This window comes from Ochrobactrum sp. A-1, from assembly GCF_022488005.1.
Lineage (GTDB): Bacteria > Pseudomonadota > Alphaproteobacteria > Rhizobiales > Rhizobiaceae > Brucella.
Genome location: NZ_JAKVQC010000003.1, coordinates 1256104 through 1275941 on the forward strand (window position 1 = coordinate 1256104; position 19838 = coordinate 1275941).

The following is a 19838-nucleotide window of genomic DNA, read 5'->3' on the forward strand; positions in this document are numbered from 1 at the left end:
CGCCAACAGGTCTCTTACACCCGGATTTTGAGGGTTAATATATTCTTTACATGAAACGTTCTGCCAAGCCCCAATTATCCACCATTGTCGGAACGCAACGCGATTGCGGCTTATGGGTTACACACTGTTCAACAGGTGATACTTTCCTACCTATCAGCCCAGACCGATATATCCGCCAACAGCAACTCCGTTTCTGAAGGAGGCACATTATGGCTTTGGAACTGACAGGGCTGCACCATCTGACAGCCATCACCGCCGACGCGCCCGGCAACCGGCGCTTCTATACCGACACGCTCGGGCTTCGGCTCGTCAAGAAAACCGTCAATCAGGACGACACCAGCGCCTACCATCTGTTTTACGCAGACGGGCTGGCTTCGCCCGGCACGGACATCACCTTTTTCGATTGGCCGGTACAGCGCGAACAGCGCGGCACCAACAGCGTCGCCCGCACCGGCTTGCGTGTGAACGGTGTTGAAAGCCTGGAATGGTGGCGAAAGCACCTGAACGATAAAGGCGTCCAGACAGGCGATATTTTCGAAGTTGCCGGGCGGGCCGTTCTCGACTGCGAGGACCCCGAAGGGCAGCGCCTGCGCCTGACCGATGACGGCGGAGCGGGTGAAGCCCATAGCTGGGACCGGAGTCCTGTGCCTGCGGAAAAACAGATCAGGGGCCTCGGACCGATCACGCTCAGTGTTCCCGAACTGGCGCCCACCCAGATCATTCTGGAAAAGGTCATGAATATGCGCCAGACCGGCGATTACGTTTCGCCTGACGGTGAAGGTCACGTCCATGTCTTCTCCATGGGTCCGGGCGGTGCTGCAGCCGAACTGCATGTCGCAGTACAGCCTAACCTGCCCACTGCATGGCAGGGTGCGGGCGCTGTGCACCATGTGGCATTCCGCACGCCGGATCAGGAAAGCATGCAGGAATGGGTCGACCGCCTGCGGTCTGTGCGCATGCCGTCAAGCGGCGAAGTCGAACGCTACTATTTCCGCTCACTCTACTTCCGCGAGCCGAACGGCATCCTGTTCGAGATCGCGACCGATGGTCCCGGCTTTGCAGTCGACGAGCCACTTGAAAGCCTTGGCGAAAGCCTGTCGCTTCCGCCTTTCCTCGAAGGAAAGCGCGAAGCGATCGAGCGAAACCTGAAACCGCTTGATTAATTTAAAAAAGGGCTGCGGAATTCTCCGCAGCCCTTTTACTTATATCTTGTCACGAAGCCAGTCGCTTGCGATGCGGATATCTTCATCTATGAGAGCATGCCCGGCCTCGACCGTGCTGATCGTGAGAGCGGCCCCGTCTTCTCTCAGGACTTTTTCCAGCGTCCTGTTCCTATCGCCAAAAGGATCGGAAGCGCCGTTCATCAAAAGCACTGAAGCGTCCGACAAATCCGCGCCATCGGGCTGCTCCTCCAGAACCTCCTGACCGCGCAGAAGAACCGCCGTGCAAACCACATGCGGATGCAAACGCATGAAAGCGGCCAGCAGATTTGCGCCGTTGGAGTTCCCGATAAAGGCCGTCCGATTAAGATCGATACCATAAGCGGTGGCGGCACCTTCAACGAAAGCCTCGAATGCCTGCGCTTCAAACTGAATATCGGCCTGATCGAACTTTTTCAGGTCGAAGCGACGGAACCAGCGCTGGATACCTTCTTCCGTGCTGCGTCCACGCACGCCCAGAAGGGTTGCGCGTGGCGCGGCCTTGCGGGCGAAAGGCATCAGGTCGTTTTCATTCCCGCCGGTACCATGCAAAAGCACCAGCGTACTGCCATCCGGCTCTTCCGGCTGGTGTATCCGGTGAACGAAAGGCAGGTCGCGATAGATGATGCGCTCCTCGCCCGGCAGTGCGAATTGCGGCATCCGTGCCCGGATAGCATCCGCCTTTTCTTCATTGCCCGGCGGCACAAACAGGAACTGGCCCAGTTTTTCAACCGGCTCGTCTATTGTGAAGCCCGGTGCATCGGTTGCAAATTCGAACAGCGTTCCGCCCGGTTCACGGACGTAGAGCGACGTGAAATATTTGCGGTCGTGCACATTGACGGCACTCGAGTTGAGCTTCGAAAGCTCCTTCTCCGCCGTTTCCACTTCGCCGGTATCGGCAGCACGGAAAGCGACATGGTCGGCAATGCCGGTGCCGGGGATACCTGGCCAGAAGCCGCCCGCATCGCGCACGTCGATAGCATCGCCGGAATCTGACAGAAGACGATCTATCGTGCCTTCTTTCGCCGAGGGCTTGAAACCGAAATAGCGTCCGATGAAACCCGCAGTCTGTTCCGGCGCTTCGGACAGAATGGTCGCGGCACGCAAACGCCTAACGGCGAAAGCTGCCGGAATGCCCTCGCTTTCCCACGCATCATTGGCGGCAAGATCGCAACCGACCAACTTGACGATCACACCGTCGGGATCGCGCAGGCGCAGAACGGGCTCGCCGAACTCCTGAACCGGTCCCTCGGAAGGCACGTGATAACGCAAGGCGCGCTCGAGCCAGAAACCGATGGCAGTACGATCAATGGCAAGTGCGATTTCGCTAATCTGACCATGGCCGACACGGCCCTTGGAGCCATCCTCCCATACCAGAAATGTAATCAAGGAGCCGGGCGTGCCCGAGCGATCACCATAGAACAGATGCAACTGCTCGGCATCTTCAAACCCGCCTGTCTGCTTGACGATACGCAAGCCCAGAAAGCCGACGTAGAAATCGACATTCGCCTGCACTTTCCGGGTGATGAGGGTGATGTGGTGGATGCCGCTTGTCATGGACGCTGTCTCCCCGTTTCAGAACTTGCTTCAGAAATAGAGCAGATGACGGAGCTTGCCTATGGGACCGCGCGGTTACGCATTGTCAACGTATGGAGACGAAAGCGAAGCAGGATTGCAGGGAGCTGAAAAAAGAAAAAGGCCGCGCGGGAGGAGGATGCGCGGCCTGATCTTGAATACGGCTTGGGAGGAGGAGTGCCGTATTCCTTATCGAGTTCTGGGAGGAGGAGTGAACTCGATGAAGGGATATTTACCTGCTCCCCTTCCCTGCAGCAACGGCCATTAATGCATATCAGTTATGCAAAGACGTTGACGCTCGAGAAAAAGGCAGATTCGCTCATACAGAAAACGCCCGGAAACCGGGCGATTCTTAAAGAATCGTCTGTAAAATTAGGCTCTTACAAAAAGTGGGCAATCAAAGGGGCGGCAAGCACATTCACCAGACCGACAAGCACCATGACCAGTCCTGCAATGGAACCTTCCTCACTGCCGATCTGGTGAGCCTTGGCCACACCGGCTCCGTGTGCGCCCATGCCGAAAAGGGCTCCGCGTGCCAGTGCCGAACGGATCGGCAACCAGTTGAGCATGACCTCACCGAGAGCTGCACCGAATACACCAGTCAGCACCACGAAGATTGCAGTCAGGTCAGGCGTGCCGCCGATGTCGCCGGAAACAGTCATCGCAAATGGTGTGCTCATCGAACGTGGCATCAAGCTGAGGCTGATTGCTTCATTGAGACCCAGCAGATGCGCCAGACCCCATGCCGAAGCCATGGCAGACGAACTTCCGACGACCACACCCGCCAGCAACACCGGCCAGTAGCGGCGGATCGTTGCGCGCTGCTGATAAATCGGGATCGCAAAAGCAACCGTTGCAGGCCCAAGCAGCGCGACCAGCCAATGGGTGGCGCTGAAATAGCCGCGATAATTCTGATTGAGCCCAATGACCAGCGCCATCAGCAACAATGGCGTAACGGCGAGCGGCGTCAGCCACCACATGGGAAAGCGGCGGTAGACGCGCTTGGCGGCAAGATAAAGCAGGATCGTTGCGGCAGACCAGAAAAGTGTCGCTACAAGCGGGTTACTTAGCGACATAACGCAAACTCCAGCGGTAGCAAAGATCAACCGTCAATGCAGTGACACTCATGACCGTCAACGTACCCAGCAAAATCACAGCCATGATTTTCAGGCCTAGCAGACCGATCAGCTCCTGATGTTCGAGAACGGCAAGCACCGCGGGAACGAAGAAAAGTAGCATCTCTGCCAGAAACCATTCTGCGCCGCGTTTCATGCTGAACAGGCTGACACGACCGCTCAGAAGCAAGGCCAGCACCAGCCCCATGCCGACAATGCCGCCCGGAAGTGGCAAGCCGACCAGTCGGACGAAAAGCTCACCAGCCAGCCAGAAGCCAACCAGCGTCGCGATCTGCATCAGACGGCTGTGATGCAGTGCGTAACGAAACCGGATCAAAAGGCTGTGGGCGTTCATGTGCTTTTCCAATGGGGACTGATGCATTTTCATCGATGGATATAGGCCTTTGCGCCATATTCTAGAAATGAATTGATTTCATTGCAGCTATTCGATAATAGAATGGCTCATGAACTTGCGCAGCTTCCAGGCTTTTGTCGAAGTGGTGCGGCAGGGCGGTTTTTCCGCCGCCGCAAAAACCATCAACGCGACCCAGTCCACCGTCAGCAAGGCGGTCAGACAGCTTGAAGACGAATTGGGGTTGGTTCTGCTGGATCGTGAAATCTCGCCCTCTCGCCTCACGACAGCAGGCGAGATTGTCTTCCGTCGCGCGATTGCCATGCTGGCGGAAAAAGACGACATGCTGGCGGAGTTGGGCGAGTTGCGCGGCCTCAAGCGCGGCCTCCTGAAACTCGGCCTGCCACCCATTGGCTCCAGTGTGCTTTTCGCTCCCGTCTTTGCGGCCTATACGAAGCTCTATCCGGAAATCGACATTCAGCTGGTTGAGCATGGCAGCAGAAGGCTGGAAGAATTGCTGCTTGCCGGAGATGTAGAACTCGCGGCGTCGCTTCTGCCCGTCGAAGACAGCTTCGAATGGCAGGACGTGCGATGCGAACCGGTTGTGGCCCTGCTTCCGACAAACCACGCGCTTGCACATGGCGACGGCGTTTCGCTGCAGGATATTGCCAGCTTGCCGTTCATCCTTTTCGAGAGCGGCTTTGCCCTCAATCATATCATCCTTGATGCATGTCGTTCGCATGGATTCTCTCCAAACGTTGCGGTCCGCTCCAGTCAGATCGACTTCATCGTTGAACTTGTAGCGGCAGGCATGGGTATCGGCTTCCTGCCGAAAATGATCGCGGAACAGCGGTATCACCCGGGCGTGCGCATCCACGGGATCAAAGGTGCCAATGTGAACTGGCATTTGGCACTGATCTGGCGAAAAGGGGCATTCCTGTCTCACGCGGCTCGTGCATGGCTCGAGCTGAGCAAAGCCGGAACCGGCACCACTTCATCTTGAAACGCCCGCCATATCGCCTATTTCAAATAGATATACCGACTGGATAAGTGCCCTTGGCACCTCTTCAGCCATAGGCCCGTGTGTAGACGCTGCTCTACCCACCCGTTTCAAAGCGCGCGACGCCTGAAACCGCCGACGGATTTCTGCTCTGCGCGTTATCAGAAGGAGGCTATGATGGAAGGTCAGGTTATATTCTATAAGGACGACAGAATCCTCTACCGACACCATATCGACGTGCAGGAAGACGATTTTTCAAAGGGCGTCAACGATGCGCTCATTGCCTTTCAACGCAACTATGCAGGCTTCGATCTCGCAAGCGATAACATCCACATCCGCTTCAAGAAGCCGGGTGACGTGTGAGTTTTCGAAGAATTTGCAGATTGAAGCAGGGCCGATTGCCGAGATGGTAAACCGGCTCTGATTTGTTGCGTCAGGCAAAAGCGGCTTCGCGTGCGACGCGATGAATATCGGTGCGTGAAAGGCCTAGATCGGAAAGCTCGCGATCTGTGCAGCCGCTCAATTCGCGAATATTTTCGCGATACTGCATCCAGCGATGGAAATGGGTGCGAAGATTCATGGTGGTATCCCCTTTTTTATCTTCCTCCCAACAATGAGCTTCCGTCTTTCTCCACCTTTTGAGAAGTGCATATCCTGCATGGCTGCCGTGATTGCAGCGAAATCCTAGCGCTTTACCCGGATTTCCGATGTCGCCGAGAAAATAGTCTCCCAATATTGTAATCATTATGTAATTCTAATTTAGTTATATCTTCTATGTCGAAGCTGGCACCGATTCATTCAAGAGCGCATTTCGATCTGATTGAATCAGATCGGCGCTCTAATGGTTTGTTTTAACGCGCATCTTGTCCGAAACCGTTTCACACTTTTCGGGATGCGCTTTAATTAAAGTTGGAGTGCATGAAAAAGACATTGTTCATCGTCGGCAACGCGCCTTTACCGCGCGATCTTTCTGCCGAAGTAGATGCAGCGGATTTTGTCGTCCGTTTCAATGAGCCCAAACAATCTATCGGCATGAGCGGCACCCGGACGGACCTCCTGATGCTGGCGACGTCCAGCAAGCCCATGCAGCGACGGCTGCGCGATCCGGGCTTCGTACAAACACCGACGTTCAAGGCGGCCAAGGAAGTGATGCTTGCTTATCATCCAAGCATCATCCGCAAATATCACCCCGGTCCCAATTTCCTCTCTCGCCTCAAGGGAAGGCGCGGAGACTGGACCATGCAAACCATCGAAGTCGTTGGTTCCGCAGGCAAGGAAATCCGGATCATGCCACCCCAATTCTATCTGGCCGGGTGCAAAGAGCTGGGCGTAACCGACGAGAATATAAGCAAAGCCTTTCCAAGCACTGGCTTTTTTGGCATCTGGTACATGCTCGGAAAATGTCCGGAGGAAAGCTGGGACGTGAAAATCTGCGGCTTCACCTGGGAAGGCTGGAAACGCCACACCTGGGGAGATGAGCGCAGTTGGGTTGAGCAGAAGGTCAAATCCGGACGCATCAGCCTCATCCAGTAATCGCGCACATAATTATAATTTCCGGCAGAAAACGTGGGGACGATCACGACACAATCTCTTTGAAGGAGCATATGAATGAGTGAACCGTTACGCATTTTCATCGGGTGGGATTCTCGCGAACCCATCGCATATGAAGTCGCCAAGGCATCAGCACTGAAATATTCCTCTATCCCGCTGGAGATCGTACCGATCAAGTTGCAGGACCTTGTCGATGAAGGGGTCTACACACGGGACGTCGATCCGCTGGCATCGACAGAGTTTACCTATTCGCGTTTTTTCACGCCATGGCTTGCGGGCTATAAGGGATGGGCGCTTTTCTGCGATTGCGACTTCCTTTTCCTTGGCGATATTGCTGGTCTCCAATCTTACAATGATCCTTCGAAGGCCGTTTATTGCGTTCAGCACGATTATCAACCCAAAGACAGCGTGAAAATGGATGGCAAGGTACAGACCAGCTATCCGCGCAAGAACTGGTCCTCCTGCATGTTGTTCAACTGCGAACATCCCTCGACACGCCAGTTGACGCCGGAGTTGGTCAACAGCGAAACCGGCGCTTATCTGCACCGTATGCAATGGGCTGCCGATGATGAAATCGGCGCATTGCCAACGGACTACAACTGGCTGGAAGGCTGGAACGAGAAGCCGGAAACCGGGCTGCCGAAAGTCGTGCATTACACGCGCGGCGGCCCGTGGTTCAAGGATTGGCAGAACGTCGACTATGCCGATTTGTGGCGGGCAGAAGCCGATAGTGTCGAGCCGGGCTGGAAGCCGGTCTGATTTGCAAAATACCTTGAGCTTTTGGCGCGCTGCAAGGTAGATAGGGACCATGAACGAAACGCGTCCCGACATCACTCCGAATGACGGCCCACAGAGGGCCGTCAAGGCTTTCATCATCCATCTGGAGCGCGCCACCGACCGACAGCCGCAAGTCGAAGAACTTATTCGAAAGCTGCCGGTAAAGACGGATGTGGTGAACGCCGTTGACGGGCGCACGCTCGATGCGCAAACGATCAGCCGTGTCTATCGGCGATCTGCGCACAAGCCCCACTATCCATTCCAGCTCAGCACGAACGAAATCGCGTGTTTTCTTTCACATCGAAAGGCCTGGCAGGCGATCATTGATCAGGGACTGGATGCCGGTCTCGTCCTCGAAGACGACGTGGAACTGACGCCGGAATTTGCCGCAGCCTATTCCGCCGCATGTCAGGTTCTCAAGATCGATAGTTTCATCCGCTTTCCGTTTCGTGAGCGGGAAAGCGGGCGTGCAATACTGACAACGGAAACTTCGCGGATCATCGAGCCAGTGCCGGTGGGTCTTGGCATGGTTGCACAGCTTATCGGGCGTGAAGCCGCGCAGCGATTGCTATCGGCCACAGAAATTTTCGACCGCCCGGTCGATACCACAGCTCAGATGAACTGGGTCACCGGGCTAAAACCGCTGTCAGTCCTTCCGGGCGGAGTGAAGGAAATCTCGGTGCGCCTTGGCGGCAGCACCATCCAGAAATCGCGCTCCCTGCCGGACAAGCTGAAGCGTGAAATTCTGCGCCCGCTTTATCGCTGGAAGATAAAATCGCGCTCGCGCGCAGATCTCTGAGGTTTCCCGTGCCCGTTCCGATTCTGCTTTACCACCAGATTGACGTACCCCCCGCGCACCGCGCGCCCTATCGCAGCATGACCGTGCATCCAGATCGCTTTCGCCAGCAGATGTCCTGGCTGAAGCGGTTGGGTTATCGCGGCCTGTCGGTGCGTGATGCAATGCCGTACATCTACGGCGGGAAGCAGGGCAAAGTCGCCGTCATCACCTTTGACGACGGTTTTGAGAATGTTTTCCACAACGCCCTGCCCGTGCTGCAGGAATTCGGTTTCACGGCCACAAACTATTTCGTCGCCAACCAGATCGGCGGCTTCAATCTGTGGGATCAGAAGATCGGCGTTGCGCGCGCCAACTGCATGGGTGTTGCCGAATTGCGCGAATGGGCGGATCTTGGTCACGAGGTCGGCTCCCATACGCTCGACCACATCTTCCTGCCGGAAGCAAACGAGCAGGAAGCCATATCGCAAATACAGCAATCGCGCATAAAGATCGAAGACCTGCTCGGCAGTGAAGTCACATCTTTCGCCTATCCTTATGGCGGAGAAAATGCAGCAACACGCAAAATTGTCGAAGCGGCAGGATATACAAACGCGACAACGACCGAAAAGCGCCGCGCACGATCAACTGACGATCCGTTCGGCATCCCACGCCTCACAATCAGGCGCAATGACATATTGCTGCAGTTTCTGCGCAAGACATTTACGCGCTAACTCGGCACTTCGGCCTGCTTCCAAGCTTGATGTCGCCCAAATCGGCCATGAAGCCGCGCTGAACCAGACAATCGGCACCTGTGTATGGGACCGAGCCTTCATAGACGAGCGAGAGGTCATCCGTGAAACGCTCGCTTTCGATGATTGCTCTGTAATGTTCAGCACCGCCCGCATGGCTCTTTTCCGATGCAATACGCTTGAACTCGCTGAGAGAAAGCGACGAAAAGCGGTAATGAAGAAGAGCCCCCGTTGCCGGAAGGAAGTTCCGGAAACACGGCCCCGGCCCGTGAATGCTGCCCCGGCGGTAATCCGTTTTTTTGTCGACCCATATCAGCGGGAATTTTGAAAGCCGCATACTCCTTCCGAATAGGCGTAAACGCGGTCCACCACGCACAGCGACCCCAAATTTCTCTGGTGTCGCGGTATAGCCGTCACCGTCAAAATGTGAGGAAACTTCGAACGGATATTTGGTTCCGTCGTCGACGAAGATCCCGTCTCGCAACAAACCGCCGGGATACATGTCGATCATCGGGGCGAGACACCGACGGATTCCGTTTTGCTCCAGCTCGGTGATAAATGAACGGATATTCCGCTGCTCCATTCTGGGAAATACGAAGAACTCGTCCGCATCAACCGAAAGATACCAGCGTCCCCGCCCGTAGAGATTGAACAGAGCGTCGCGCCATGCACGCCCACGGTCGGCCTGTGCATATCGTACACTCGAAGAGAACAAATCAACGTCGCTCGAACTGGACAAGATTTCGGTCGTGCCATCGTCAGACCGGTCATCCAGCACGATGAAACGAGTAACCCCCATCTCGCGATAGTAACGCAGGAATGATTTCATGTAGGGTGCAGCATTACGAACCACGCAGACAAGCGGCAGGTCGTCTGGATGCAAAGCCTCGAAACTTCCAGACCTGGCAATCAAGTTTGCCTTGTTCTTGCGGTTCGGAACCGAAAGCTGCACATGCTGCCATCGCAACCGCAGATGCCGCATCGGTGAAGCACGCCAATATGCTGTCCAATCCCCTGTCGTCGAGGCAGGGTAGTTCATCATCGTGTGCGTTGGTTTCATAAAGGTGCCGGGCCTTCAAAGAATGTTAAAAACCCCGCCCGTAGTTCCTAGCGCCGCATTGGAGCAACTCTGTGTCAAAGCCGATCACTCTGCGCGATATTCCGTCATGGTTCGTGATGGAAAATTGGTCGCCACTATTTTGGGTGTCGAGCCTATTTGCTTGATTTCAATCAATGCTGCTTCACTCAAACGTGGCAAATTGCCCATCAATGCGCCATGGACGGCAAGTGCCAAAAGCGCTAGTTAGGGCACAGACTAAGGAGCGCATTATGGACTATCGCCGTTTTTTCGAAGAAGCGATCGACCAGTTGCACGCCGAGAAGCGTTACCGCGTTTTTGCAGATCTTGAACGCATTGTCGGACGTTTCCCCCGAGCTATCTGGCGCAACAATGGCACTGCCCGTGAAATCACCGTCTGGTGTTCCAACGACTATCTCGGCATGGGGCACCACGCCGATGTCATCAAGGCTATGTGCGATACGGCTGGCAATGCCGGCTCAGGTTCCGGCGGTACGCGCAATATCTCCGGCAATAACCATCCGCTCGTCGAACTGGAAAACGAACTCGCCGATTTGCACGGCAAGGAAGCCGGTCTCGTTTTCACATCGGGCTTCGTTTCCAACGAAGCTTCGATTTCCACGATTGCGCGGTTACTGCCAAACTGTCTTATCCTTTCCGACGAACTGAATCATGCTTCGATGATCGAAGGCGTGCGTCGTTCGGGTGCGGAGAAGAAGATTTTCCGTCACAATGACGTCGAACATCTGGAACAGCTTTTGAAGGCCGCCGATCCGGCGCGCGCAAAGCTGATCGTTTTCGAATCCGTCTATTCAATGGATGGTGATATCGCACCAATCGAGAAAATTGCCGACCTGGCCGACAAATATAATGCCATGACCTATATCGACGAAGTTCATGCTGTTGGCATGTATGGCGCGCGTGGCGGCGGCATTACCGAACGCGATGGCTTGGCGCATCGTATCGATATCATCGAAGGCACGCTGGCCAAGGCTTTTGGTGCTCTCGGCGGCTACATCACCGGTTCGCGCGCAATTGTCGATGCCGTACGGTCCTATGCACCGGGCTTCATCTTTACGACTTCCTTGCCACCGGCAGTGGCTGCATCCGCGACGGCAGCCATCCGGCACCTCAAGACTTCGCAGGTGGAACGCGACGGCCAGCAGCGTCAGGCCCAGCGCGCCAAGGATGTGCTTTCTGCAGCTGGTTTTCCTGTCATGCCGTCGGAAACGCATATTGTGCCTATTCTGGTCGGCGATCCAGAACTTTGCAAGAAAGCCAGTGACCGTTTGCTGGAAGTGCATGGCATCTATATCCAGCCGATCAATTACCCGACCGTACCGCGTGGCACGGAAAGGCTGCGCATCACACCATCGCCTCTGCATGACGACGCTTTGATTGACGGCCTCAAGGATGCCTTGCTGGAGGTTTGGAATACGCTGGGCATTCCTTACGCCGAACCGACGGTTTCGCAGCCAGCCAGCTCCGAGCGGATCATTCCGCTGATGGTCTCCAAAGCTGGCGGCTGACAATTTCTAGAATTTTCAAATAATAAGGCCGCTTGAAGCGGCCTTTTTTGTCAGAGCTTTTCAATCCAGCTCACGAGCCGCCTTGCGGCTTCGTCCACCTGCTCCGGATCGCGGCAGAAACAAAGGCGGAAGAAGCCTTCGCCCCCGAGGCCAAAAGCACTGCCAGGCGCCAGCCCTACATTCGCATTATCCACCATATCAATGGCTGCCTTGACAGAATCCCTGACACCATCCACGCCGAAGAAAAGATAAAACGCCCCTTGTGGAGGCGTCAGGCGAACTTTACCGGTCGATAACAGCGCCGCGCACAGGTTGTCGCGCGTAGAGCGTGCCCGTTCAACCTGCATCGAAATAAAGGTGTCGCCTTCATCGAGAGCCGTAACGGCACCACGCTGCATGAATTGTGCGACGCCGGAATTCGAATATTGGATCAGATTCTCGATGACCGGCCCCAGCGACGGGTGCACTGTCATCCAGCCGACGCGCCAGCCCGTCATCGCCCAGTTCTTGGAGAACGAGTTGACGAAGATGATGCGATCATCCCGCTCCATAATATCCATGAAGGACGGAGCGCGACCGCCACCATAATAGAAATGGGTATAAATCTCGTCGGCGATGATCCAGAGACCATGCTTGCGCGCAAGATCAAGGATGAATTGCAATGTCTCACGGTCCGCCGTCCAGCCAGTGGGATTGGACGGCGTATTGATGAAGAGCGCTTTTGTGCGCGGCGTGATGGCGGCTGCGATCTTCTCGGGATCAAGCATCCAGCCATTGGCACCGAATTCCAGCTCGACCGGAACCGGAACAGCGCCTGCCAGCCCCGCTGCGCCAACAAAATTGGGCCAGGCCGGGGAAAGATAAATCGCTTCTTCATCCGATCCAACGGTTGCGGTCAGCGCCATTTCGATGGCGTGCATACCGGAACCGGTGACATAGAAGTTCTCCGGTTTCAGGGGCAGCGGGAAATGACGTGCGTGATAGCGAGTCAGCGCCTCCCGCAGTTCCGGGATGCCAGCCTGCCAAGTATAGAAGGTCTCGCCGTCAGAAATACCTTTTTGAGCCGCAGCGCGGATGAAATCGGGCGTCGAAAGATCGCCCTCGCCGACCCAAAGCGGAATAAGCCCTTCGCGCGCGCGCCCGTGATTGGCAACCGCCACAATCCCGCTTTCCGGTGATTGAGCTGCTTCCCGACGAAGATTGGCTATGAGCGTCATGATTTCCCCGCGTTGAACTTCGATTTTGATTTCGTGCTTATCAAGGCCAGCCAGCGAAATCACGCGGCTTTTTGTGATGGTCCGATCAAGCGTACTTATGGATCAAAAGAAAACGGGGCCATAAGGCCCCGTTTTCACTTACCCGTTCTGAATCAATCAGGCTTTCTGCTTTGCCAGAAGATCGCGGATTTCGGTCAACAGGACCTCTTCGCGCGGTGCTTCAGGTTCTGGCTTTGCTTCTTCCTTCTTCTTCATGCGGTTCATCGCTTTCACCACAAGGAACAACACCCAGGCGATGATCAGGAAGTTGATGAGAAGCGTGATGAAGTTACCGTAAGCAATCGTCGCACCGGCGTCACGGGCAGCTGCCAGTGTGGTCTTGGGCTCACCTGCCAGCTGAATGAACATATTCGAAAAATCGATACCGCCAGTGATCAGGCCGATGATCGGCATGATGATGTCGTTGACGATGGAATTGACGAGGCCGCCGAACGCCCCGCCAATGATGACACCGATGGCCAGATCGACCATGTTGCCCTTCAGGGCGAATTCCTTGAATTCTTTTAGCATAAGCCTGTCTCCCTCACGAACGCGGACCGTTGGGGCCGTCCTGCTGCGGTGGCGTTCGCCAAATCAACCCGGGCACCAGATAAACTGGCAGTGGATGGCAAACCGACTTTCCGAATACGAAACTGAAAAACGTTTTGCCATTTCAAATGCTACCCTGAAAAGTGACGTGCACTTTTTCAGGATCACACTTCTAGTGTGTAGGCGAAAATTACCAAAGAAAAGATGAAGCAGCGAAAATGCACTGTTTTTCATCAACAGAGCGGCTCCAGTTCCACTGGAATCGCTGGAGATGCTCTATCAATTTATTCCCACACGCATCTTATCCAAAAACCACTTCGCACTTTTTGGGATGCGCTTTAATCTTGCACGAACCTGCCGAAAGTGCTTGCGTCAAATCATAATCGAGGAGTGAGGGAATAAGCCGCTTATGCAGGGCTGGGGTATCATTGGCGCCGCCTTTTTATATTTGCTGCTGCTCTTTGCGGTAGCCAGCATCGGCGACCGGCGCACCTCGCGCTGGAACAGTGCCCCACGCCCCTATATCTATGCGCTCAGCCTGGCTGTTTATTGCACGTCATGGACCTTCTTCGGCTCGGTCGGCCTGTCGGCTCAGCGCGGCCTCGAATTCCTCGGGATCTATATCGGCCCCATTCTCGTCTTTACGCTCGGCAACCGGTTGCTGCGGCATATCGTGCGGCTGGCGAAGTCCGAACATATCACCTCAATCGCCGATTTTCTCGCTGCCCGCTACGGCAAAAGCTTTGGTGTAGCATCTCTCGCGACCTGCATCGCAGCCGTCGGCTCAATCCCCTATATCGCTCTCCAGCTCAAGGCCGTTTCCGGAAGTGTCGGGCTGGTCATGGAGCATTATGGATCGGCAGTCGATCCGTCAGTGTTCATATTCGGCGATATTTCGCTGCCCGTTGCCGCTGTGCTCGCTGTCTTTGCAATCCTCTTCGGTACGCGCCATACCGACGCCACGGAGCACCAGAACGGCCTCATCCTGGCTGTGGCTCTGGAATCGGTCATCAAGCTTTGCGCCTTCCTGACCGTTGGTTTTGCCTGCACCTTCTTTCTGTTCGGCGCTCCATCGCAGCTCATCAATCAGATTTCCCAATCACCGGAAGCGCTGGAAGCGTTCCACTACCAGACATCCATCGGCACCTGGATCGTGCAAAGCGCACTGAGTGCCGCCGCCATCATCATGCTGCCGCGACAGTTCCATGTGACGGTGGTGGAAAGCCGGAGTGAAAAAGAACTGCGAACAGCCTCCTGGCTCTTCCCGCTTTATCTGGTCCTCATCAATATCTTCGTATTTCCCATCGCCCTGATTGGTGTGATGACGCTCGGAGCCAATGTCAGCGGAGATTTATACGTTCTGGCACTGCCGCTGGCAGCGGGTGCCCATTGGCTCGCACTGGTGGCGTTTCTCGGCGGATTGTCGGCAGCAACCGCGATGGTCATCGTCGCCTGTGTTGCGCTTTCGATCATGATTTCCAACCATCTCGTGCTGCCGCTTTTTATCCGACGACTGGCAAAGCAACAGGCTGCAGAACAACGCGACCTCACCAAGGTCATTCTAAACACGCGCCGCCTCACCATTATCGGCATTCTGGCGCTGGCATTCGCCTATTATCGCTTTACCTCCAACAACATCCATCTGGCTTCGATCGGCTTCGTGTCCTTTGCCGCAATTGCGCAATTCGTTCCCGCCTTCATCGGCGGTTTGTTCTGGCGCAATGCAAATGGACGCGGTGCAATGCTGGGGCTATCAGCCGGATTCCTTGTCTGGGCTTACACACTATTGCTGCCAACGATGGCGCCGGAAAATGCCGCCATCCTACGCGACGGTTTTCTTGGCTTTACGGCGCTGCGGCCAGAAGCGCTTTTCGGAACCAATGCGCTCCCGTTGACCAATGGGGTGCTGTGGAGCCTTGCGGCCAACACGCTGTTCTACATCCTCGGTTCCCTTTCACGCGCCTCGACACCGCTCGAACGCATTCAGGCCAGTATCTTCCTGCCGCGTTATTTCATCGGCACACCGACACTCAAGCGCTTCCGTACCACCGTCACGGTCGCGGAACTGAAAGCCACCATGGCGCGCTATCTCGGCGCTGAACGCGTCGAACGCGCCTTTCTTCGCTTTGAAGGCAGAGAACAGCGGCGTCTCGATCCAGGCATGACCGTCGACACGCCACTGATCCGCTATGCGGAGCAGCTTCTCGGCACGGCTGTCGGTTCTGCGTCGGCCCGCCTTGTCCTATCATTGTTGTTGCAGAAGAATGAGGCGTCCGGGCGCGATGCACGACAGCTGCTCGATGACGCTTCGACCGCCTTGCAGCAAAACCGCAATCTGCTGCAGACAGCCCTCGATCAGATGGAACAGGGTATTACCGTTTTCGACAAGGATCTGAGACTGACATTCTGGAACCGGCAGTTCCGCAAGCTTTTCGATCTTCCCGATGAAGTGATGCAGGTCGGGATACCCATTTCGGAAATCGTGGAACAACTGCACCGCCGCGGCGATATATCGTTCAACGCCCAGAACGGGGTTATCCGCTCGCTCGCTGCTGTGCGCCAGCCATGGCGCATCAACATGAAATCGACCGGCAAAGTACTGGAAATTCAATCCAATCCGATGCCGGACGGTGGCATTGTCGCGACATATACCGATATCACGGCGGCAGTCGAAGCCGATGTCACACGCCAGAAAGCAGCAGAAATGCTGGAGCAGCGGGTTGCGGATCGCACGGCAGAACTGACACGCGTCAACCAGCAGCTCGCCAAGGCGCAAGCCGCTGCGGAAGAAGCCAATCAGGGAAAGACGCGATTTCTGGCAGCTGCCGGTCACGACATTCTGCAACCGCTCAATGCGGCACGCTTGTACAGCACCGCGCTCGCTGAAAAACTCGGACGCTCGGAAACCAGCGAATTCGCGCGCAATATCGATTCCTCGCTGGAAGCCGTGGAAGCCATCCTGGGTATGGTGCTGGATATTTCCCGGCTGGACACCGGATCGCTCAAGCCCGACGTCTCAGTGTTCCGCCTCGACAAGCTGATGAGCCAGATTGCTACCGACTTTACGCCTCTTGCAGCCGCCAAAGGGCTAAAGTTACGCGTTGTGCCGTCAAGCATCGTCGTCAAAACGGACCGCAACATGCTGCGGCGCCTGATCCAGAATCTTGTTTCCAATTCGATCAAGTATAGCCGCAAGGGCGGTATTTTGCTCGGCGTCCGGCGTCGCGGCTCCTTTGTAGAGTTGCAGGTATTCGATACCGGCATAGGCATCCCTCCGCAAAAGCTGAAACTTGTCTTCCGGGAGTTCACACGACTGGATGAGGGGATGCGGGAAGCAGAAGGCCTTGGCCTTGGCCTTTCCATCGTCGACCGTATCGCAAGGCTGCTGTCGCTGCCGCTATCTCTGTCCTCTACGCCCGATAAGGGAACCATGTTCACCCTGCGCATTCCAATTTCGCAGGAAAAAGTGCCCGCCGATGAAGTGAAAAACCGTCGCGGCTTGCAACGGGCGCTGGAACTGACCGGGCTTGACGTCCTCTGCATCGACAATGATGCCAGCATTCTATCGGGTATGGAAACGCTGCTTCGTGGGTGGGGTTGCCGCGTCACGACGCTACGCAGCGGAACAGAATTGAAAAACTATTGTGCCGACCACGCCGCTCCCGACGTGATCGTCGCAGACTATCATCTGTTACATGAAAACGGGCTGGATATGATCGGCTTTGCGCGCGAAACCTTTCAGGTCGAGATACCCGCCATTCTCCTGACAGCCGATCGCTCAAAGGAAGTCCGTCAGCGCGCTGAGGACGAAAATGTCACGGTTTTACACAAGCCGCTTAGACCCGCTGCATTGCGTTCCCTATTATCGCATTTTCATCATGCCCGGCAAGACAACGCATCTGCACAGAATGCCGCTCAGTAACAGAGCAACCTTCAGTCCGTGCTCAGTGCATCATTGCCGATGCGTGACAGGAGAATGACTGCCTGCGTACGGCTGTCGACTCCGAGTTTCTGCAGCACTGCCGAAACATGCGCCTTGACGGTGGCTTCCGATACGCCAAGCTCATAAGCGATCTGCTTGTTCAACAGCCCCTCGGCAAGCATTGTCAGTACGCGTGTCTGCTGTGGCGTCAATGTACGCAGTCGCGCAATGAGAGCCTCAATTTCAGGGTCGTTCGGATGATCCAGCTCGATGTCCGCCGGCATCCAGATATCACCTGCCAAAACGGTCCGCACGGCCTCGCCAATGGTTTCCATGCTGGCGGATTTGGAGATAAAGCCGGAAGCGCCGAGTTCCACTGCATGGCGGATGGTTGCTGCATCGTCTGTCGCCGAGACGATGATAACGGGAAGTGCTGGCTGCAAGGCTTTCAACGTCACCAGACCGGAGAGCCCAGTTCCGCCCGGCATCGTTAAATCCAACAATAGAAGATCGATATCCTCTCGCTCCCCAACCAGTTTCTTGACGGCGTCAAAATCGCCGACTTCGATGATTTCCACACTCTGCGACTGTCCCGAAAGGACCTGCCTGAGTGCTCCCCGGAAAAGCGGGTGATCGTCAGCGATGATGAAGTGCATGAGCCTCGCGCGCCATTGTTTCAGGTCTCCTCCCCTCGCGGTGCGGACTATTCAGTCAACCACTCCGTTTTATGCCGTTTTTTGGCTCGGGCAACCAAAATTCACGTTGCTAACCTCTTTTCACGATACGCATTGCCGCCATCTGGCCGCATTGTATGTTAGGCTGGGCGTTGAAAATAACATAAGAGCGGCCCGACCATCCAAATGGAAGGGAACCAAAAAGGCATTTCATGACGCGCAATACGCTTTATCCAGAAATCCAACCGTTCAAGGAGGAGATGCTTCAGGTTTCTCCACTGCATCGAATCCATGTCGAGCAATGCGGTAATCCGGACGGCAAACCGGTCGTCATGATCCATGGCGGTCCGGGTGGAGGCATCACGCCCACCATGCGCCGCCTGCACGATCCCGAGCGATATCGCATCATCCTGTTCGACCAGCGTGGCTGCGGTCGTTCGACCCCACATGCAGAACTGCGTGAAAACACGACATGGGACCTTGTGGCGGATATGGAGCATATCCGCGCGCATCTTGGCATCGAGAAGTGGCAGGTCTTTGGTGGCTCCTGGGGATCAACCCTCGGCCTTGCCTATGCGCAATCCCATCCGGATCGCGTGGCTGAGCTTGTTCTGCGCGGCATCTTCATGATCCGTCGTTTTGAAGTCGACTGGATGTATTCCAACGGCGCAAGCATTCTCTTTCCGGACCATTTCGAGGACTATCAGGAACATATACCGGAAGCCGAGCGCAGCGACATGATCGCCGCCTATTACAAGCGCCTGACTGATCGCGACCCGCAGGTGCAGCTTGAAGCAGCGCGACGCTGGGCGCGTTGGGAAGGCTCGGTCATTTCACTTCTGCCCGACCCGGACCGCGTCGATGCCTTCGGTGAAGACCAGTACGCCATCGCCTTTGCGCGTATTGAATGCCATTATTTCCAGAACCGAGGTTTTCTCGATTCCGATGATCAGCTTCTGCGCAATGTGGATCGCATCCGGCATATTCCGGGCGTGATCGTGCATGGCCGCTATGATGTCTGCACGCCGTTTATCAATGCCTGGCAATTGAAGAAGATGTGGCCCGAAGCCGATCTCAAGATCGTGGAAGATGCCGGACACACTATTACGGAACCCGGCATCACCCATGAACTGATAGAGGCGACAAAGCGTTTCAGCCAATAATCAAAAGGCGCCTTATGGCGCCTTTTTCTTTATCCTCAGGTTCGACCGCCGGGCGTGGCGCGCCCACTCGGGCTTTCGGGCTCGCTGTCGAAGCTTTTCGCAATATCCATGAAGCGGCGCATGAAGCGCTCCATATAGCTCATGGACTGCTCGAATTCCTGCTCGGTCGGAAGGCCCGAAGCGGCACTTCCGCCTTTCCCCTCAAGAGCCGAAACCTTATCTTCAAGCTTTTCTACACGATCCTGCAGATCGGCAATGTCGTTCTCATAAGCCTCCCGATCCTCTGTCGCCATCTTGCAGACGAGCTGCCCCTGCTGCTCCGTACAGGTCGAGAGTGCCCCGGTTCGAGTGTCCAGACGGACATAGCCTGTTTCCGTGCCTTCGAGCCGATAACGCCCGTTTTCCTGCGCAAGCGCATTGGCCGGAGCGAGCGCTGAACCGAGAAGAGCAACAGCAGCCAGATTACGAACCATCAGTGTCTTTCTGTTCAACATAATGCAATTCCCTTCAGCTTCTCTTTCAGATGTCCCCATCATATGGGACGTTTACGACGAAAATCGAACATGCGGGA

At 55.6% G+C, this 19838-nt stretch carries 19 protein-coding genes; 10 read left to right on the forward strand and 9 right to left on the reverse strand.

The features are described 5' to 3' along the window. Nucleotides 1-209 precede the first annotated feature (209 nt). A complete protein-coding gene (locus MKS82_RS07895; protein WP_109986047.1) occupies nucleotides 210-1163 on the forward strand; it encodes a ring-cleaving dioxygenase in 954 nt (317 codons plus the stop codon). Between the two features lie 39 nt (nucleotides 1164-1202). Here the strand turns inward: MKS82_RS07895 and MKS82_RS07900 are convergent, their stop codons facing one another. The 3 genes from MKS82_RS07900 to MKS82_RS07910 form a co-directional block, all read right to left on the reverse strand. Further along, nucleotides 1203-2756 carry a VOC family protein gene (locus MKS82_RS07900; RefSeq protein WP_176037145.1) on the reverse strand — a complete coding sequence of 518 codons (1554 nt, stop codon included), beginning with the start codon at nucleotides 2754-2756 and terminating at the stop codon, nucleotides 1203-1205. A 398-nt stretch (nucleotides 2757-3154) separates the two neighbouring features. Continuing rightward, complete coding sequence (locus tag MKS82_RS07905; RefSeq protein ID WP_109986045.1) at nucleotides 3155-3850, reverse strand: LrgB family protein; 696 nt, start codon at nucleotides 3848-3850, stop codon at nucleotides 3155-3157. Further along, nucleotides 3837-4244 (reverse strand): CidA/LrgA family protein, encoded by a 408-nt coding sequence (locus tag MKS82_RS07910; RefSeq protein ID WP_109986044.1) that lies wholly within the window; start codon nucleotides 4242-4244, stop codon nucleotides 3837-3839. The genes MKS82_RS07905 and MKS82_RS07910 overlap by 14 nt, the downstream gene beginning before the upstream one ends. Before the next feature lie 109 nt (nucleotides 4245-4353). Here MKS82_RS07910 and MKS82_RS07915 point away from each other — a divergent pair, with 109 nt between their 5' ends. Together MKS82_RS07915 and MKS82_RS07920 are read left to right on the forward strand one after the other, a co-directional pair. Beyond that, nucleotides 4354-5244, forward strand: a complete 891-nt coding sequence (locus tag MKS82_RS07915; RefSeq protein WP_109986043.1) for a LysR family transcriptional regulator — start codon at nucleotides 4354-4356, stop codon at nucleotides 5242-5244. A gap of 174 nt (nucleotides 5245-5418) precedes the next feature. Beyond that, a complete protein-coding gene (locus MKS82_RS07920; protein ID WP_104756125.1) occupies nucleotides 5419-5604 on the forward strand; it encodes a hypothetical protein in 186 nt (61 codons plus the stop codon). 70 nt (nucleotides 5605-5674) lie between these two features. Here MKS82_RS07920 and MKS82_RS07925 read toward each other — a convergent pair whose 3' ends face one another. Then, a complete protein-coding gene (locus MKS82_RS07925) occupies nucleotides 5675-5821 on the reverse strand; it encodes a DUF1127 domain-containing protein (RefSeq protein ID WP_010658239.1) in 147 nt (48 codons plus the stop codon). A 338-nt stretch (nucleotides 5822-6159) separates the two neighbouring features. Here MKS82_RS07925 and MKS82_RS07930 point away from each other — a divergent pair, with 338 nt between their 5' ends. From MKS82_RS07930 to MKS82_RS07945, 4 genes are all read left to right on the forward strand, one after another. Then, nucleotides 6160-6774, forward strand: a complete 615-nt coding sequence (locus MKS82_RS07930; protein WP_109986042.1) for a glycosyltransferase family 29 protein — start codon at nucleotides 6160-6162, stop codon at nucleotides 6772-6774. A gap of 75 nt (nucleotides 6775-6849) precedes the next feature. Further along, the gene (locus MKS82_RS07935; RefSeq protein WP_109986041.1) at nucleotides 6850-7551 is read left to right on the forward strand and encodes a glycosyltransferase; all 702 of its coding nucleotides are present in this window, start codon (nucleotides 6850-6852) and stop codon (nucleotides 7549-7551) included. Nucleotides 7552-7600: 49 nt separating this feature from the next. Continuing rightward, complete coding sequence (locus MKS82_RS07940) at nucleotides 7601-8368, forward strand: glycosyltransferase family 25 protein (protein ID WP_109986040.1); 768 nt, start codon at nucleotides 7601-7603, stop codon at nucleotides 8366-8368. A gap of 8 nt (nucleotides 8369-8376) precedes the next feature. Beyond that, nucleotides 8377-9078 carry a polysaccharide deacetylase family protein gene (locus MKS82_RS07945; RefSeq protein WP_109986039.1) on the forward strand — a complete coding sequence of 234 codons (702 nt, stop codon included), beginning with the start codon at nucleotides 8377-8379 and terminating at the stop codon, nucleotides 9076-9078. On the opposite strand, the gene MKS82_RS07950 is transcribed toward MKS82_RS07945, so the two are convergent. Further along, nucleotides 9068-10156 carry a glycosyltransferase family 2 protein gene (locus tag MKS82_RS07950; RefSeq protein WP_109986038.1) on the reverse strand — a complete coding sequence of 363 codons (1089 nt, stop codon included), beginning with the start codon at nucleotides 10154-10156 and terminating at the stop codon, nucleotides 9068-9070. The two genes, MKS82_RS07945 and MKS82_RS07950, sit on opposite strands and share 11 nt — an antisense overlap. A 269-nt stretch (nucleotides 10157-10425) precedes the next feature. Here MKS82_RS07950 and hemA point away from each other — a divergent pair, with 269 nt between their 5' ends. After that, nucleotides 10426-11703 (forward strand): 5-aminolevulinate synthase, encoded by a 1278-nt coding sequence (gene hemA / locus MKS82_RS07955; protein WP_109986037.1) that lies wholly within the window; start codon nucleotides 10426-10428, stop codon nucleotides 11701-11703. Between the two features lie 50 nt (nucleotides 11704-11753). Here hemA and MKS82_RS07960 read toward each other — a convergent pair whose 3' ends face one another. Further along, entirely contained in the window at nucleotides 11754-12920 is a 1167-nt protein-coding gene (locus tag MKS82_RS07960) for a pyridoxal phosphate-dependent aminotransferase (protein WP_109986263.1), read from the reverse strand. A gap of 156 nt (nucleotides 12921-13076) precedes the next feature. After that, nucleotides 13077-13490: a large conductance mechanosensitive channel protein MscL gene (mscL, locus tag MKS82_RS07965; protein WP_006471056.1), complete on the reverse strand. Its 414-nt coding sequence runs from the start codon at nucleotides 13488-13490 to the stop codon at nucleotides 13077-13079. A gap of 427 nt (nucleotides 13491-13917) precedes the next feature. Here mscL and MKS82_RS07970 point away from each other — a divergent pair, with 427 nt between their 5' ends. Beyond that, on the forward strand, nucleotides 13918-17430 hold the full coding sequence (locus tag MKS82_RS07970; protein WP_109986036.1) for a PAS domain-containing hybrid sensor histidine kinase/response regulator: 3513 nt from the start codon (nucleotides 13918-13920) through the stop codon (nucleotides 17428-17430). Between the two features lie 11 nt (nucleotides 17431-17441). Here the strand turns inward: MKS82_RS07970 and MKS82_RS07975 are convergent, their stop codons facing one another. Continuing rightward, nucleotides 17442-18086, reverse strand: coding sequence for a response regulator transcription factor (locus MKS82_RS07975; RefSeq protein WP_109986035.1), 645 nt, complete (start codon nucleotides 18084-18086; stop codon nucleotides 17442-17444). A 230-nt stretch (nucleotides 18087-18316) separates the two neighbouring features. Between MKS82_RS07975 and pip the strand changes: the two genes are divergently transcribed. Then, complete coding sequence (gene pip / locus MKS82_RS07980; RefSeq protein WP_109986034.1) at nucleotides 18317-19267, forward strand: prolyl aminopeptidase; 951 nt, start codon at nucleotides 18317-18319, stop codon at nucleotides 19265-19267. A gap of 35 nt (nucleotides 19268-19302) precedes the next feature. Here the strand turns inward: pip and MKS82_RS07985 are convergent, their stop codons facing one another. After that, entirely contained in the window at nucleotides 19303-19761 is a 459-nt protein-coding gene (locus MKS82_RS07985; protein WP_240578585.1) for a hypothetical protein, read from the reverse strand. Between the last annotated feature and the right edge of the window lie 77 nt (nucleotides 19762-19838).